This is a genomic window from Leifsonia sp. 10N434, from assembly GCF_056394405.1.
The window spans coordinates 158,950-173,483 of sequence record NZ_JBFTHV010000002.1 but is presented as its reverse complement, the minus strand read 5'-3'; the positions used below and the strand labels follow the sequence as shown (position 1 = coordinate 173,483).

The window sequence follows — 14,534 nt, the reverse complement described above, 5'->3', positions numbered from 1 at the left end:
CGACCTTATTGGCCGAGGGGCCGGACGTGCCAGGCCGAGCAGCCCCCGCGTGTCAGTGCGCGGCGGCGTCCCAGTTGTCTCCCCGCCCGACCTGCACGTCGAGGGGCACCCGCAGGTCGGCGGCGTGCGCCATGCGGTCGCGCACGATGGCCTCCAGGGCGTCCCACTCCCCCGACGAGACCTCGAAGATCAGTTCGTCGTGCACCTGCAGGAGCATGCGCGACGAGAGCTTCTGGTCGATCAGGTCGCCGGCGATGCCGAGCATGGCGATCTTCATGATGTCTGCGGCCGAACCCTGGATCGGCGCGTTGAGCGCGGCGCGCTCGGCGTTGTCGCGCAGCACGCGGTTGGTGCTCGTGAGATCGGCGAACGGCCGCCGGCGCCCGAAGATCGTCTCGGTGTAGCCGTCGACCCGCGCCTGCTCCACGACCCCGCGCAGATAGTCGCGCACGGAGCCGAAGCGCTCGAAGTAGTCGCTCATCAACTGCTTGGCCTCGGCCGTCTCGATGCGCAGCTGCTTGGACAGGCCGAACGGGCTGAGACCGTATGCGAGACCGTACGACATCGCCTTGACCTTGGTGCGCATCGCGGGCGTGACCTCGGCAGGCGTGACCCCGAAGATGCGCGCACCGACGAAACGGTGCAGGTCTTCGCCGGCGTTGAAGGCCTCGATGAGTCCCGGGTCTTCGGAGAGGTGCGCCATGATGCGCATCTCGATCTGCGAGTAGTCGGCCGTGAGCAGGGTCTCGAACTCGTCGCCGCGGCGGATGGCCGAGCGGATCTCGCGACCCTCCTCCGTGCGAACGGGGATGTTCTGCAGGTTGGGGTCGTTGGAGGAGATGCGTCCGGTGCTGGTGCCGGTCTGGTCGTAGGTCGTGTGCACGCGACCGTCGGTCTCGACCGAGCGCTCGAGCGTCTCGACGATCTGCTTGAGCTTCGTGGCGTCGCGGTGCTGCAGCAGCAGACCCAGGAACGGGTGCGGGTTCTTCTCCTGCAGATCGGCGAGCGAGGCCGCGTCGGTGGAGAAGCCGGTCTTCGTCGCGCGCGTCTTGGGCATCTGCAGCTCGTCGAAGAGCACCTGCTGCAGCTGCTTGGGCGAGCCCAGGTTCACCTCGTGGCCGATCTCGGCGTAGGCGCGGGCGGCGTAGTCGTTCGCCTTGTCGGTGAGCTCACCGCGCAGTCGCGCAAGCACCTCGGGATCGATGGTGACGCCGGTGAGCTCCATCTCGGAGAGCACCGCGACGAGCGGCAGCTCGATGTCGTCGAGCACGGCGCGGGTGCCGTCGTCGAGGGCCAGCGCCTGGGCCTCGGCCACCCGTCGCAGGTACCACGCCTCGGTCGCGGGGCTGACGGTGTCGGTGAGTGCGACAAGCTGATTGGGGTCCGAGACGGGCAGCGTCTCGCCCAGCACCTCGTAGACCTGTTCGGCCAGCGACTGCGGTGCGCTGCCCGGGCGGACCAGCCACGAGGCGATCCTCGTGTCGAACGCCAGACCGTCGACGATGAGCCCGGCACGACTCAGCGCCTTGAACTGCGGTTTGGCGTGGAAGAAGTGCTTGGGCGCGCTCGAGGCGAGCCACTCTTCGAGCGCCTGGTAGTCCATCCGGCCCGCGGCCCACGGCACGTACACGGTGTCGTCGGCGCCGGCGAGGCCGAAGCCGATGATGCCGGCCGGACCGAGTTCGACCTGCACCCCGATCGCCGCGCCGTCCGCCGAGTTCTTGGCGAGCCAGTTCGCGAGCTCCTCGTCGACCATCGTGCGGACCGGCGGAATCGTCACGGCACCGGTCTCGATCGCCTCGCTGAACCCGCCGGACGCGTCGTAGTGGCCCTCTTCTGCCGCGGTCTTGAGCAGGCGCTCCAGCAGGGTCTTGAACTGCAGCTTGGCGAAGATGTCGCGCACGGCGATCTCGTTGAGGGCGCGCCGTTCGAGATCGCCAGGGCGGACCGGCAGCTCGACGTCGGTGAGCAGGCGGTTGAGCCGGCGGTTGCGGAGGGCGTTCTCCTTCTGGTCGCGCAGGTTCTGCCCGACCACGCCCTTGATCTCGTCGGCGTGCGCGACGATCTCGTCGACCGTGCCGTACTGCTGCACCCATTTGACGGCCGTCTTCTCGCCCACCTTGTCGATGCCGACGAGGTTGTCGCTGGTCTCGCCGACCAGTGCCGCGATCTCCGGATACTGATACGGCTCGATGCCGTAGCGCTCGCGCACCGCGGCCGGGTCGTAGACCTTGAGCTCGGAGACGCCGCGCACGTTCGGGTAGAGCAGGGTGACGTCGTCGTTGACGAGCTGGATCGTGTCGCGGTCACCCGAGACGATGAGCACGCGGTAGCCCTCGGCCGCGCCCTGCGTCGCCAGGGTCGCGAGGATGTCGTCGGCCTCGAAGTCCTCTTTGGTGACCGTCGTGATGTTCATGGCGTGCAGCGCCTCTTCGAGCAGCGGGATCTGCCCGACGAACTCCGGCGGGGTCTCGCCGCGGGTGCCCTTGTACTCCGGATACTCGCGTGTGCGGAACGAGTACCGCGAGATGTCGAACGCCACAGCGATGTGCGTCGGCCGCTGCTGCGAGAGCAGGTTGATGAGCATCGCGATGAAGCCGTGGATGGCGTTGGTGTGCTGCCCGTCACGGTTGACGAAGCTGTCGACCGGCAGAGCGTAGAAGGCCCGGAATGCCAGCGAATGGCCGTCGATGATCAGGAGGGTAGGCTTTTCGGAGTCTGACACCAGGACAGCCTACAAGGCACCTGTGACAAGAGAATCGCCCCTGCCGACGAAGGTGAGAGAGACCCGGATGACCGAGGATGCGCTGGCATACGTCAACGAGAGAGGGCTCGGCAGACTGGCCGAGAAGATGGGGATCGAGATCCTCGAGTTCACCATCGAACGCGCTGTGGCCCGGATGCCCGTCGAGGGCAACACGCAGCCGGCGGACCTCCTCCACGGCGGCGCCTACGTGGTGCTCGGCGAGTCCCTCGGGTCGATGTCGGCCAACCTGCACGCCGGCAAGGACCGCCTCGCCGTCGGCATCGAGATCAACGCGACGCACACCCGCTCGGCCACGAGCGGCTACGTCACCGGCGTCTGCACGCCCATCCACCTCGGCCGCACCCTGACCACGCACGAGATCGCCGTCACCGACGACCAGGGGCGACGCTGCTCGACCATCCGCATCACGAACCTGATCAGGGATCTCTAGAGGCGCATCCAGCCCCCAGCAACGCGAAAACGCGGCTCCCGGTGATCCGGGGCCGCGCTTTTACGATGTTCGGAGGCTGCTCTGCTTACTTCTTGGCAGCGAGCTGCTCGATGATGGCCTGGGCCACGTCGTGCATGGTGAGGCGACGGTCCATCGACGCCTTCTGGATCCAGCGGAAGGCCTCGGGCTCGCTGAGCCCCATCTTCTCGTTCAGCAGACCCTTGGCGCGGTCGACCAGCTTGCGGGTCTCGAAGCGCTCGACCATGTCGGACACCTCGGCCTCGAGCGCGATGATCTGCGCGTACCGGGCGAGGGCGATCTCGATGGCGGGGAGCAGGTCGTTCGGCGTGAACGGCTTGACGACGTAGGCGAGGGCGCCGGCCTCGGTCGCCCGCTCGACGAGCTCCTTCTGGCTGAAGGCGGTGAGGAGCACGACGGGGGCGATGTGGCCCTTCGACAGGCGCTCCGCCGCCGAGATGCCGTCGAGCTGGGGCATCTTGACATCCATGATGACCAGGTCGGGTCGCAGCTCGGTGGCGAGTGCGACGGCGGTCTCGCCGTCTCCGGCCTCCCCGACGACCTCGAATCCGTTGTCACGGAGGATCTCGACGATGTCGAGCCGGATCAGGGATTCGTCTTCCGCGACGACGACGCGTCGCGGGGTGGTTGAGGTAGCTTCCTGGTCAGTCACGGGTAAAAGCCTACGGTATTCTGTCGATGTTGTTGTGCGCCGGTGTGGCGGAATGGCAGACGCGGAGCACTCAAAATGCTTTGTCCGAAAGGGCGTGTGGGTTCGAGTCCCACCACCGGCACCGACGCTCATTGCACATCTGTGCAGAGTGATCGGAGGCCGACGACACCGGCGCGGTGACCGTCTCGCCTACGCGATGGTCCCCTTGCGCGGATCGCCGAACGGCACGTTCTCGGTCACCAGCACCTCGGGCTGGCCGTCGAGATGTCCGGCGTTCAGACGGTTGAGCTCCGCGATGGCCGCGCCGGCGGAGTGCGCCTGCAGGTCGGCCAGCTCGGTCCAGCGCTCGACGACCACCACCCGCGTGCCGTCGGTGTGGACCGCGTAGAGCTCGCATCCCCGCTCGGCGTGCACCAGCGGAGCGGCCACCTCGAAGGCGTCGAGGACGTTCTGCGTGTGACCGTCGAGCGGGGTGAGAACGGCGACGACGACAGGCATGGGCTTCTCCTTCTGATGCTTTCTTGGGCCGGATCAGTGCTGCCGCAGCGATGAACTGCGGGAGCGGCGCCTCCAGCCTGGCGCGACGGACGCGGTGGGTCAACACGGCTGGCGCGACGCCCGGGCGCGCGACTAAAGTGCACGGAGGCCCCCGTTCGGGGGTGTTCGGTGCTGAACGGAAACGGTGACTCCATGACCACTCGATTCGACTCCCCCGCCCCGCGGACGCCCATCCGGCGCTCGCTCGGAGCGACCGCCGCCACCGTGGCGCTCGCCCTGGGGCTGACCCTCGTCGGAGCATCCGGCGCCCAGGCCTGGGATCCGGGCCCCGGCGGCGGGCACGGCGGCGGCCATTCGCAGACACTCGCGCCGCGCACGCAGTTCACGATGGCCCCCGACGGCTCCAGCGGCGCGAAGGTCGGCGGTGAGGGCATCCCGAACATCGACTCGGACAAGAAGACGATCGCCACCTACTACGGCGACCCCGGAACCGGCATCGCGAACAAGACCGCGTCGCCGTACATCACCGAGATGGCCTCGATCGTCTCCCGCGAGACCGCGAAGCTGAGCTCGCTGTACCGTGACGCCAAGCGTCACGGCGAGAAGCCGGCCATCGTCTTCGACGCCGACGACACCACGCTGTGGACGTACGACATGGAAGTCGGCGACATGCACTTCAACTTCAGTCCGGCCGAGCAGGACGTCTGGGTGCAGGACCAGAGGTTCCCCGCGACCCCGAGCATGGTCGCCTTCGTGAACAAGGCCGCCGCCATGGGCTTCGCCGTCTTCGGGCTCACCGGACGCAACGACGACCAGAAGGCGGCAACGCTGGGCAACCTCAGCAAGGTCGGGTACACGCCGTTCAACACGCAGAACTTCTTCACGAAGTGGACCGGAGTCGGCACCTCCCAGCAGCCGTCGTACATCACCTGCGTCACCGCCAAGTGCACGACGGTCGAGTACAAGGCGCTCACCCGCAAGCACATCGAGAGCCTCGGCTACGACATCGCGCTGAATGTCGGCGACCAGTGGTCCGACCTGCAGGGCGGTTACGCCGACCGCGCACTCAAACTGCCGAACCCGACCTACTACCTGCCGTCGGCGAACCTTCCCGGCGTCTCGCAGCCGTGGCTGGCACCCCGCACGCACTTCACGATGGCGGCCGACGGCTCCAGCGGTGCGAAGGTCGGTGGCGAGGGCATCCCGAACATCGACTCGGTGAAGTCGACGATCTACACCTACTACGGCGACCCGGGCACGGGCATCGCGAACAAGACCGACTCTCCGTACATCCGTGAGATGCGGTCCCTCGTCCAGCGTCAGCTTCCGGCCGTCGCCGCGGCGTGCTTCGTGGGCAAGAAGCTGCATAAGAACCCGGCCATCGTGCTGGATGCCGACGACACCACCCTGTGGACGTACGACATGGAGGTGGCCGACATGCACTTCAACTTCAACCCCGCCGAGCAGGACGTCTGGGTGCAGGACCAGCGCTTCCCCGCCACGCCCTCGATGGTGACCCTCGCCTCGGTCGCCCAGAAGTCCGGATGCACGATCGTCGGACTGACCGGCCGCAATGACGACCAGAAGGCAGCCACCCTGGGCAACCTCGCCAAGGTCGGCTATACGGGCTTCACCGCCGCGAACTACTACACCAAGTGGACGGGCGTCGGCACGTCGCAGCAGCCGTCGTACATCACCTGCGCGACCGCGAAGTGCACCACGATCGAGTACAAGTCGCAGACCAGGGCGCACGTCGAGTCGACGTCCGGCGGACGCTACGACATCGTGGCGAACTTCGGCGACCAGTTCAGCGACCTGATCGGCGGCCACGCCGACCGCGCCATCAAGCTGCCGAACCCCACGTACTACCTTCCCTGACCGGATCGGGAGGCCCGCGGCGCGCCGCTGCGGGCCTCTCTCCCGGCCCCGCTCGATCAGAGCCGGGGGTCGACCGGCTCCGACTCCATCGCGAGCACGGCGAACACCGCCTGGTGCACCTGCCACAGGGGCGCACCGCCCACCAGCCGCTCCAGCGCCTCGAGGCCCAGCGCATACTCCCGCAGCGCCATCGAGCGCTTATGGGCGACGTTCCGGTCGCGGAGACGCACCAGGTTCTCGGGCTCGGTGTAATCGGGTCCGTAGATGATGCGCAGGTACTCGCGGCCGCGCACCTTGATGCCCGGCTGAGCGAGCCCGGAGTCGGTGCGCACCAGGTTCGCGAACGGCTTGACGACCATCCCCTCGCCTCCGGATTCGGTGAGCTCCGTCCACCAGGCGGTCGCCGCCGCGACCGACTCGGCATCGTCGAGGTCGATCGGCAGGCGGCGGGTGCGCCGCACGAGCACCGGATCGGCGGCGGCCACACGGTCGACGATCGCGAGATGCCAGCCGTGGTCGTGGTCGGCGAACTGCCTTCCCTCGGCCGCGAGCACCTGGAACGGCGCGAGCTGCACCCCCGTGAGTCCATCGGCGTGGCCGACGTACCGGCGGTAGGCGTCGACGTACCGGTCGGCATCGCGCTCACGCATCCTGGTGCTGGTCAGGAGCGCGCCGACCTCGATGCCGCGAGCCGCCGCGGCCTCGAGCGCCGCCACCGCGGGAGGCAGCGCTGCGCGTGCGGCAGCGCCGACGGTCGCGTACTGCTCGCGGATCATCGCTCCCGCCTTCAGCGACCACGGCAGCAGTTCGGCGTCGAAGAGCAGCCAGTCGGTCTCCAGCTCGTCCCACACTCCGGCCGTCGCGACCGCACGGTCGAGCCGTCGAAGGAACCCCTGCTCCAATCCCGGCTCGAAGAACCGGCGCCCGGTGCGGGTGTGCACGGTGCCGAGCCATCCCGGCTCGCCGCCGAACCGCTCGGCATCGTGGGTCAGCAGCACGACGGCGCGCGAGCCCATGTGCTTCTCCTCCGCCAGCAGCCGAGTCACGCCCTCGCGCCGATACGCCGCGAACGCCTCATCCGGATGCTCGAGCAGTCCCTCGCGCGCGCTCGCGTTCGGCGGCGACATGGTCGGCGGAAGGTAGAGCAGCCTGCGCGGATCCACGGCCCAGCGGCTCATGACCTCCAGCGCCCCCGCGGCGTTCTCCTCCCGCACGCCGATGCGGCCGTGTGTGGATGTCTCGATGATGTGCTTGCCGAGCACGTCGTCGATGCGCAGCAGGCCGCCCTCGCGCTCCGGAGACGTGTCGCCGTCGCCGTCCTCGGGGAGGAACGGCCGGGCGGGCTCGTACCAGACCCGTTCGGCGGGCACCGAGACGACCTCGCGCTCGGGGTAGCGCAGAGCGCTGAGCGACCCGCCGAACACGCAGCCCGTGTCGAGGCACATCGTGTTGTTGACCCACTCCGCCCGCGGGGTCGGCGTGTGCCCGTAGAGCACGGTCGCCGATCCACGGTAGTCGTCGGCCCATGGCAGGCGCACGGGCAGGCCGAACTCGTCGGTCTCCCCCGTGGTGTCCCCGTACAGCGCGAACGAACGAACCCGGCCGGATGCCCGCCCCTGGTACGCCTCCTTAAGTCCAGCGTGAGCGACCACGAGGCGTCCGTCGTCGAGCACGAGATGCGACACCAGGTCGTGGCAGAAGGTCTCCACCCGGGCACGGAACTCGGGTGTCTCATCTGCCAGCTGCGCGAGCGTCCGCTCCAGCCCGTGGCTGACCTGCACCTTCGCCCCGCGGAGTGCGCGCACCAGCTTGGCCTCGTGGTTGCCGGGCACGGCCAGGGCGTGGCCGTTCTCGACCATTCCCATCGTCAGGCGCAGCACGCCGGGGCTGTCAGGACCGCGATCGACCAGATCGCCGAGGAAGACGACGCGCCTGCCCTCCGGATGCTCGGCGTCGACCGCGCGCCCCTCATCGTCACGGCGCAGCGCGTAGCCGAGCGTCGTCAGCAGGCCCTCGAGTTCCGACAGGCAGCCGTGCACGTCGCCGATGGCGTCGAACGGCCCGGTCTCTCCGCGCCGGTCGGTGAGCAGCGGAACCCTCTGCACCCGCGCCGCGGCGATCTCCGCCACGCTGCTCAGCACGTGGACGGAGCGGAACCCCTCCGTGGCGAGGAATCGAAGGGACTTGCGCAGCTGCCCGTGCTGGCGATGCACCACGGCTGCGCCGAAGTCGCGGTCCGGCCTCGCGGCGTTCCGCTCGACGCAGATGCGCTCGGGCAGGTCGAGGACGACGGCCACCGGGAGCACGTCGTGTGCCTTGGCCAGGTCGACGAAGCTCTTGCGCGAGCTCTGCTGAACGTTCGTGGCGTCGATCACCGTCAGCAGACCGGCCTCGAGACGTTTCGCGGCGACGAACCGCAGGGCATCGAATGCGGCCGCCGTCGCCTCCTGACTGTTCTCGTCGTTGGAGACCAGCCCGCGGAAGAAGTCGCTCGACAGCGTCTCGAACGGCGCGAACTTCTCCCGTGCGAAGGTCGACTTGCCCGAGCCGCTGACGCCGACGAGCACCACCAGCGACAGGGCCGGAATGCGCAGTTCCGCCGGCTCGGCGATCGATCCATCCATCCCGGTCATGCGTCCTCCCTCCGGAACAGTGCGAGCTGGGTCGGCGACCCCCGGCGCTCATCGACGTCGCCCACGTCTCTGAACTCGACGCCATAGCCGGTGCGTCCGGCCACACCCGTCGCCCATGCACGGAACTCGCCCCTGCTCCACTCGAACCGGTGATCCGGATGGCGCATCGCCCCGGCTGACAGCGACGGATAGAGCTCGTTGTACTCGCGGTTGGGCGTCGTGACGATCACCGCCGCCGGACGCGCGGCAACGAACACCGCGCGCTCGACGGCCGCGTGGCGTTCCGGATCGATGTGCTCGATGACCTCCATGAGCACGACGGCGTCGAGCCCGGCGATCCGGTCGTCCTGGTACGTCACCGACGACTGCAGCAGTCGCACCCGGCCCTGCTGGGCATCGCTCAACCGGCCGAGCTGAAGACGTTCGGCCGCCACGGCCAGCGCGCCGGCGGACACGTCCGTTCCGACGATCTCAACGTGCGCGCGGTCGTCGAGCAGCGGGCGCAGCAGGGCTCCTGGTCCGCAGCCGAGATCGGCGACACGGCGAGCGCCGAGCTCGCGGAGGATGCCCAGCACGACCTCGGCCCTCACGCGGTTGAGCGGAGCGCGGTCGTCGCCGGCGACCGCCCCTGCCTCCGCAGCATCTGCTGCCTCCGGTGTCTCCGGCCCCTCCGCGGCGAGCGCCGGCACACCGTCCGCCTCGGCGAGCCGTGTCGCCGCGTCGTCGATGTACGACCGCTGGTGCTTCAGGTAGCGCTGCGTGATCAGTTCGCGTTCCGGATGCCCGGCCAGCCATCCCTCGCCGGCGCGCAGCAGCTTGCCCACCTCGTCGTCGCTCACCCAGTAGTGCTTCGCGTCGTCGAGCACAGGCAGCAGCACGTACAGGTGCCGGAGAGCGTCGGCCAGCCTCACCGTGCCCTCCAGCCGGATGGCCTGGTAGGGAGAGGATCCCCACTCGGGGAAGGCGTCGTCGAGCGGCTGCTCCGTCGCCGTGACCTGCCAGCCGAGCGGCTCGAAGAGTCGGGCGGCGAGATCGACGGGCCCGCGGACGGGGACCGCGCTCAGCTCGATCACGAGCGGCATCGGATTCGCCACGAGGTCAGGACGCGCGTCGCTGCGACCGGTCATGGCTGTGCGGAAGACGGCGCCGACCGCCGTCGCCATCATCGATCCGGATGCGTACGGCCGGTCGTTCACGTAGTGGGCGAGCGTCCCGTCGCCGGACCCGCGGAACCGCTTGCTCCGCACCAGCTCGATCGGGTCGATCTCGAGCAGCAACGCCGCCGTGCACTGCGCGTCGTCTGCGACCGGGTAGAAGACATGCGCTCGCCCGACGCTCAGGTCGAACACGTGCGCACGCTCCGGGTTCTTGTGCAGCAGGAAGCCGAGGTCCGTCGCCGACGGTCCGGTGTAGGTGAGAGTGACGAGCATCGGGCCCCCAGGTCGCGTCAGGCCACCCTATCGGCCCGGATGCCGTCAGAGCGCGCGTACCCGGTTGTTCCGTGCGTCGTGCGTGAGTTCGGCGAGACCGAGCGCCTCGAGCAGCGGTGGCAGGTACATCCCGAACCGTCCCCGGTAGCCCTTGCGCAGGCCGTACCAGCCACCCACCGGGTTGGACTCGTCACGTCCCCACGCCTCCACCGTGCCTGCGGCGGCCTGCTTCTGCTCGTCGGCGGCGCCGAGCGGCACCCAGTCACCCTGTTCGCGCAGCCACCCCGCGAGATCGTCGATCGCGCTGAGGTGGTATTTGAGGGTCGTCGGCCCCACCTGGCACACCAGCGCGGGTGGGTCGCCCGCCTCGTCACGCCACATCGAATACTCCGACGATCCGGGGGCCGTCTTCAGGAGCCACGGGTCGTCCTTCGTGCCGTCGGCCATCGTGGCCTCCTTCTCGAGGGATAAATCGAGTATGCGGCTAGATGCGCGCGCCCACCACCGTGTTGGCGAAACGGCGGGCGCGCTCGGCGAGCCCGGCGATGCGGTCGGCGACCACCAGGTCGGCATCGAAGCCGACGTACGAGGGCGGCGGGGTGCGGCGCACGTTCTCGCAGCACTCGAAACCACCGCACAGCAGCGTGCCGACAGTGTCGCCGTTGCGGCCGGCCTGCCCCGCCCGCTTGGCCACGTACAGGTACACGTCGTGGGTGAGGTGCACGTCTTGGCACCAGCCGCACATCGTGGGCGCGTGTGAGCGCATCGACGCCTCGGATGCCCGCAGCACGATACCGACCGGACCGTTCTCCGTCGGAACCACCACGTAGCCGCGCTGCGGCACGCGGGGATCGCGCCAGCCGAGATACTCGCGGCGCGACCAGTCCACCTCGTGGAGCCCCGGCGGCATGGGGAGTTCGGCGGCCTCGCTGCGGGAGCAGTTCACGAACGCGTCGCGGATCTCCGCCTGCGAAAGGATGTCCATGCTTTTTCCTCCTCCTCCATGCTGTCACAGCTTGACCTTGCCCCTGGGGTCACGGTCTAACCTCGCCGCATGACTCACCTCACTGCTGTCACCGACGCCACCTTCGACCAGACGGTACTCTCCGCCGACAAGACCACCATCGTCGAGTTCTGGGCCCCGTGGTGCGGGCCGTGCCGGGCACTCTCGCCCATCCTCGAGCAGCTCGCCGCGGAGCACGCCGACACCATCACGATCCTCAAGATCAACGCTGACGAGAACCTGAAGTCCGCCATGGAGTACCGCGCGATGTCGCTTCCGGTGATGAAGGTCTTCCAGGGCGGCGAAGTGGTGAAGACGATCGTCGGCGCCAAGCCCAAGCCGGCGCTCGAGTTCGAGCTGGCGCCCTACCTCACGTGAGGTGGTCGTTCGCGCCGGTGACCCACGCGATGTAGCGGTCGGCCGAGCGCAGCACCGCGCCCCGCGCATCCTGGAGCACGGAGTTGCCCAGGTTGCCGTAGAGCCGGTCGAACGGCCGTTCGCACACCGCATCGGCCACCCGCCGCGCCACCGCCCCCGAGAGCGGGATGTCGTTCGGGTAGCTGCGCTGGAACGTCACCCAGCGACCGGACGGCCCGGGGAACACCGTGTCGCCGGAGAGCACCACGCCGCGATCCCAGTGCACCACCGCACTGCCGGGGAAGTGGCCGCCGATCGTGCGCAGCGTCACCCCCGGGAGCACCTGGCGCTCCCCCGACCAGGTCTGGATGCACGGCTCCTCGCGTTGCACCCACCGGCGGTCGCGCTCGTGCACCAGCACCGGGACGTCTCCGAGCAGCCGTGACCACGACGTCTGCGCCCCGAGCATGTGCGGGTGGCTGGTGGCGATCACGGATACACCGCCGAGGGCGCGCACCGCGGCGGCCGCCTCCTCGTCCACGTAGCCGGTCGGATCCCACAGCAGGTTGCCCTGCGGAGTGCGCAGGAGCATGCTCTGCTGACCGATGCCCACCTTCGGTTCGGACCGGAGAGCATAGAGGTCGGGTTCGAGTTCGGAGACGCCGATGCGCTCGCCGTCCGACGCGAGCTGCTGAAGCGAGGTCCACACCTGACCCGTGGGTGGCACGTACTGCCGTTCGTCCTCGCAGATCGGGCACGTCACCGGATGCTCCGCGCCCGCCGGATACTCGACGGCGCACGTCGCGCACAACCAATCGACCATGCGGAGACCATACTCCCCGGTCAGCCATTGCTTGCGGCCGCATGCCGGGAATAGCCTGTGCCTGCGACACCCGATCTCCCCTCCTCGACGTTCCTCGAAAGGTACGAGCACATGGCGAATCAACCGGTGATCTTCATCCACGGCCTCTGGCTCCACGGCACCAGCTGGCAACCCTGGATCGAGTACTTCCAGAACGAAGGCTTAGACGCGGTCGCGCCGGGCTGGCCCGGCGAGAAGGAGACCGTCGCCGAGACGCGCGAGCACGCCGACGACGTCGCCGGCAAGAGTATCGACGAAGTGACGGACCATTTCGCGAAGATCATCGACGGCTACGACCAGCCGCCGATCATCATCGGCCACTCGTTCGGCGGTCTGATCACCGAAAAGTTGCTCGGCCTCGGCTACGGCAATGCCGGCGTCGCAATCGACCCGGCACAGATCAAGGGCGTGCTCCCGCTCCCCCTCGCCCAGCTCAAGGCCGCGCTCCCCGCCCTCGGCAATCCGGCGAACATTAACAAGGCGATCAGCCTGACGGAGAAGGAGTTCAAGTACGGCTTCGGCAACGCGCTCACCGATGAGGAGTCCAAGCAGCTCTACGACGCCTGGACCATCCCGTCGACGGTGCGCCCGCTCTTCCAGGCCGCCGCGGCCAACTTCACGCTGCACTCCCAGGCCGCAGTGGACACCAAGAACGAAGACCGCGGCCCGCTGCTGCTGATCTCGGGCACGGCCGACCACACCGTCCCGGATGTCACGACCGACGCCACGATGAAGCAGTATCGCGACTCCAACGCGGTGACCGAGCTGATCAAGTTCCACGGCCGCGGGCACTCGCTGACCATCGACCACGGCTGGCACGACGTCGCTACCGAGGTGCTGGTCTGGCTCCGCCAGCAGCACGTCGGCGACTGACACCCGCAAACCGACATCGACGCCGGGCGCCGCCGGGGCAGGAATACCGGCGGCGTCACCGGCCTTGGGATGAACGTGAAACGCATCGGATTCCTCTCCTTCGGACACTGGCAGCCGATCCCCGGCTCGGTCTCTCGCACGGCCTCGGATGCTCTGCTCCAGTCGATCGACCTCGCGGTCGCGGCCGAAGAGGTCGGGATCGACGGCGCCTACGTGCGCGTGCATCATTTCGCCCGCCAGCTCGCCTCGCCGTTCCCGCTGCTCGCGGCGATGGGCGCCCGCACCAGCCGCATCGAGCTGGGCACCGCGGTGATCGACATGCGCTATGAGAACCCGCTGTACATGGCCGAGGATGCCGCGGCGGCCGACCTCATCAGCGGCGGCCGGCTCCAGCTCGGCATCAGCCGGGGATCACCCGAGACGGCATTGCAGGGGTACGAGTCCTTCGGCTACGCGCCGAACGACGGTGAGACCGACGCGGATCTCGCCCGGCGCCACACGGAGGTGTTCCGGGCGGTGATCGCAGGTGCGGGCGCGGCGATGTCGAACCCGCAGATGACCGGGGTCGAGCAGCCGCTGGCGATCGAACCACGCTCGGAGACCCTGCCCGACCGCATCTGGTGGGGCTCGGGCACACGGCAGACGGCGGTCTGGACGGCCGAGCAGGGCATGAACCTGATGAGCTCGACGCTGCTCACCGAAGACACCGGCGTGCCGTTCGGAGACCTGCAGGCGGAGCAGATCCGGCTGTACCGCGAGGCCTGGGCGGAGGCCGGCTGGGAGCGCGAGCCGCGCGTCTCGGTCAGCCGCAGCATCCTGCCGATCACGAACGACCTGGACCGGCGCTACTTCGGGGCGACGGCGCTCGGCGAGCGCACCGACCAGCTCGGCCACCTCGACGGCGGCATCGCCCGGTTCGGCAAGACCTACGCCGGGGACCCGGAGCAGATCGTCGAGGAGCTGCGCGACGATGCGGCGGTGCGAGACGCGGACACCGTGCTGGTGACGGTCCCGAACCAGCTCGGGGTCGAGTACAACGCCCACCTGCTCGAGACGATCGCCACCCAGATCGCGCCCGCACTCGGCTGGCGCGACTGACCCCGGCCGCCGGG

The 14,534-nt window shown here is 68.9% G+C and carries 13 protein-coding genes and 1 tRNA gene; 6 read left to right on the top strand and 8 right to left on the bottom strand.

All coding sequences use genetic code 11. The features are described from left to right. Positions 1–52 precede the first annotated feature (52 nt). Positions 53–2,725, bottom strand: a complete 2,673-nt coding sequence (gene polA, locus AC1DB1_RS06455) for a DNA polymerase I (RefSeq protein ID WP_477200193.1) — start codon at positions 2,723–2,725, stop codon at positions 53–55. A gap of 67 nt (positions 2,726–2,792) precedes the next feature. Here polA and AC1DB1_RS06450 point away from each other — a divergent pair, with 67 nt between their 5' ends. After that, positions 2,793–3,197, top strand: a complete 405-nt coding sequence (locus tag AC1DB1_RS06450; RefSeq protein ID WP_477200548.1) for a hotdog fold thioesterase — start codon at positions 2,793–2,795, stop codon at positions 3,195–3,197. Between the two features lie 85 nt (positions 3,198–3,282). On the opposite strand, the gene AC1DB1_RS06445 is transcribed toward AC1DB1_RS06450, so the two are convergent. Continuing rightward, the gene (locus tag AC1DB1_RS06445; RefSeq protein ID WP_271178758.1) at positions 3,283–3,888 is read right to left on the bottom strand and encodes an ANTAR domain-containing response regulator; all 606 of its coding nucleotides are present in this window, start codon (positions 3,886–3,888) and stop codon (positions 3,283–3,285) included. A 38-nt stretch (positions 3,889–3,926) separates the two neighbouring features. On the opposite strand from AC1DB1_RS06445, the gene AC1DB1_RS06440 reads away from it, so the two are divergent. Then, positions 3,927–4,009: transfer RNA gene (locus AC1DB1_RS06440), tRNA-Leu, on the top strand. A gap of 68 nt (positions 4,010–4,077) precedes the next feature. Here the strand turns inward: AC1DB1_RS06440 and AC1DB1_RS06435 are convergent. Then, entirely contained in the window at positions 4,078–4,386 is a 309-nt protein-coding gene (locus AC1DB1_RS06435) for a putative quinol monooxygenase (protein ID WP_271178759.1), read from the bottom strand. A gap of 192 nt (positions 4,387–4,578) precedes the next feature. On the opposite strand from AC1DB1_RS06435, the gene AC1DB1_RS06430 reads away from it, so the two are divergent. Then, positions 4,579–6,264, top strand: coding sequence for an HAD family acid phosphatase (locus tag AC1DB1_RS06430; RefSeq protein ID WP_477200192.1), 1,686 nt, complete (start codon positions 4,579–4,581; stop codon positions 6,262–6,264). Between the two features lie 56 nt (positions 6,265–6,320). Here AC1DB1_RS06430 and AC1DB1_RS06425 read toward each other — a convergent pair whose 3' ends face one another. The 4 genes from AC1DB1_RS06425 to AC1DB1_RS06410 are packed head-to-tail and all read right to left on the bottom strand — an operon-like array spanning position 6,321 to position 11,312. After that, complete coding sequence (locus AC1DB1_RS06425) at positions 6,321–8,897, bottom strand: polynucleotide kinase-phosphatase (RefSeq protein WP_477200191.1); 2,577 nt, start codon at positions 8,895–8,897, stop codon at positions 6,321–6,323. After that, complete coding sequence (locus AC1DB1_RS06420; RefSeq protein WP_477200190.1) at positions 8,894–10,327, bottom strand: 3' terminal RNA ribose 2'-O-methyltransferase Hen1; 1,434 nt, start codon at positions 10,325–10,327, stop codon at positions 8,894–8,896. Before AC1DB1_RS06420 ends, AC1DB1_RS06425 begins: the two co-directional genes overlap by 4 nt. A gap of 45 nt (positions 10,328–10,372) precedes the next feature. Next, entirely contained in the window at positions 10,373–10,774 is a 402-nt protein-coding gene (locus AC1DB1_RS06415; RefSeq protein ID WP_477200189.1) for a DUF6855 family protein, read from the bottom strand. 37 nt (positions 10,775–10,811) lie between these two features. Then, a complete protein-coding gene (locus AC1DB1_RS06410) occupies positions 10,812–11,312 on the bottom strand; it encodes an FBP domain-containing protein (RefSeq protein ID WP_271178763.1) in 501 nt (166 codons plus the stop codon). A gap of 69 nt (positions 11,313–11,381) precedes the next feature. On the opposite strand from AC1DB1_RS06410, the gene trxA reads away from it, so the two are divergent. Continuing rightward, complete coding sequence (gene trxA / locus AC1DB1_RS06405) at positions 11,382–11,708, top strand: thioredoxin (RefSeq protein ID WP_477200188.1); 327 nt, start codon at positions 11,382–11,384, stop codon at positions 11,706–11,708. Here the strand turns inward: trxA and AC1DB1_RS06400 are convergent. Then, positions 11,701–12,510, bottom strand: coding sequence for an MBL fold metallo-hydrolase (locus AC1DB1_RS06400; protein WP_477200187.1), 810 nt, complete (start codon positions 12,508–12,510; stop codon positions 11,701–11,703). The genes trxA and AC1DB1_RS06400 overlap by 8 nt on opposite strands. Before the next feature lie 111 nt (positions 12,511–12,621). Between AC1DB1_RS06400 and AC1DB1_RS06395 the strand changes: the two genes are divergently transcribed. Together AC1DB1_RS06395 and AC1DB1_RS06390 are read left to right on the top strand one after the other, a co-directional pair. Continuing rightward, positions 12,622–13,422 (top strand): alpha/beta hydrolase, encoded by an 801-nt coding sequence (locus AC1DB1_RS06395; protein WP_477200186.1) that lies wholly within the window; start codon positions 12,622–12,624, stop codon positions 13,420–13,422. Positions 13,423–13,491: 69 nt separating this feature from the next. Continuing rightward, positions 13,492–14,520: an LLM class flavin-dependent oxidoreductase gene (locus AC1DB1_RS06390; protein WP_271178767.1), complete on the top strand. Its 1,029-nt coding sequence runs from the start codon at positions 13,492–13,494 to the stop codon at positions 14,518–14,520. Positions 14,521–14,534 lie beyond the last annotated feature (14 nt).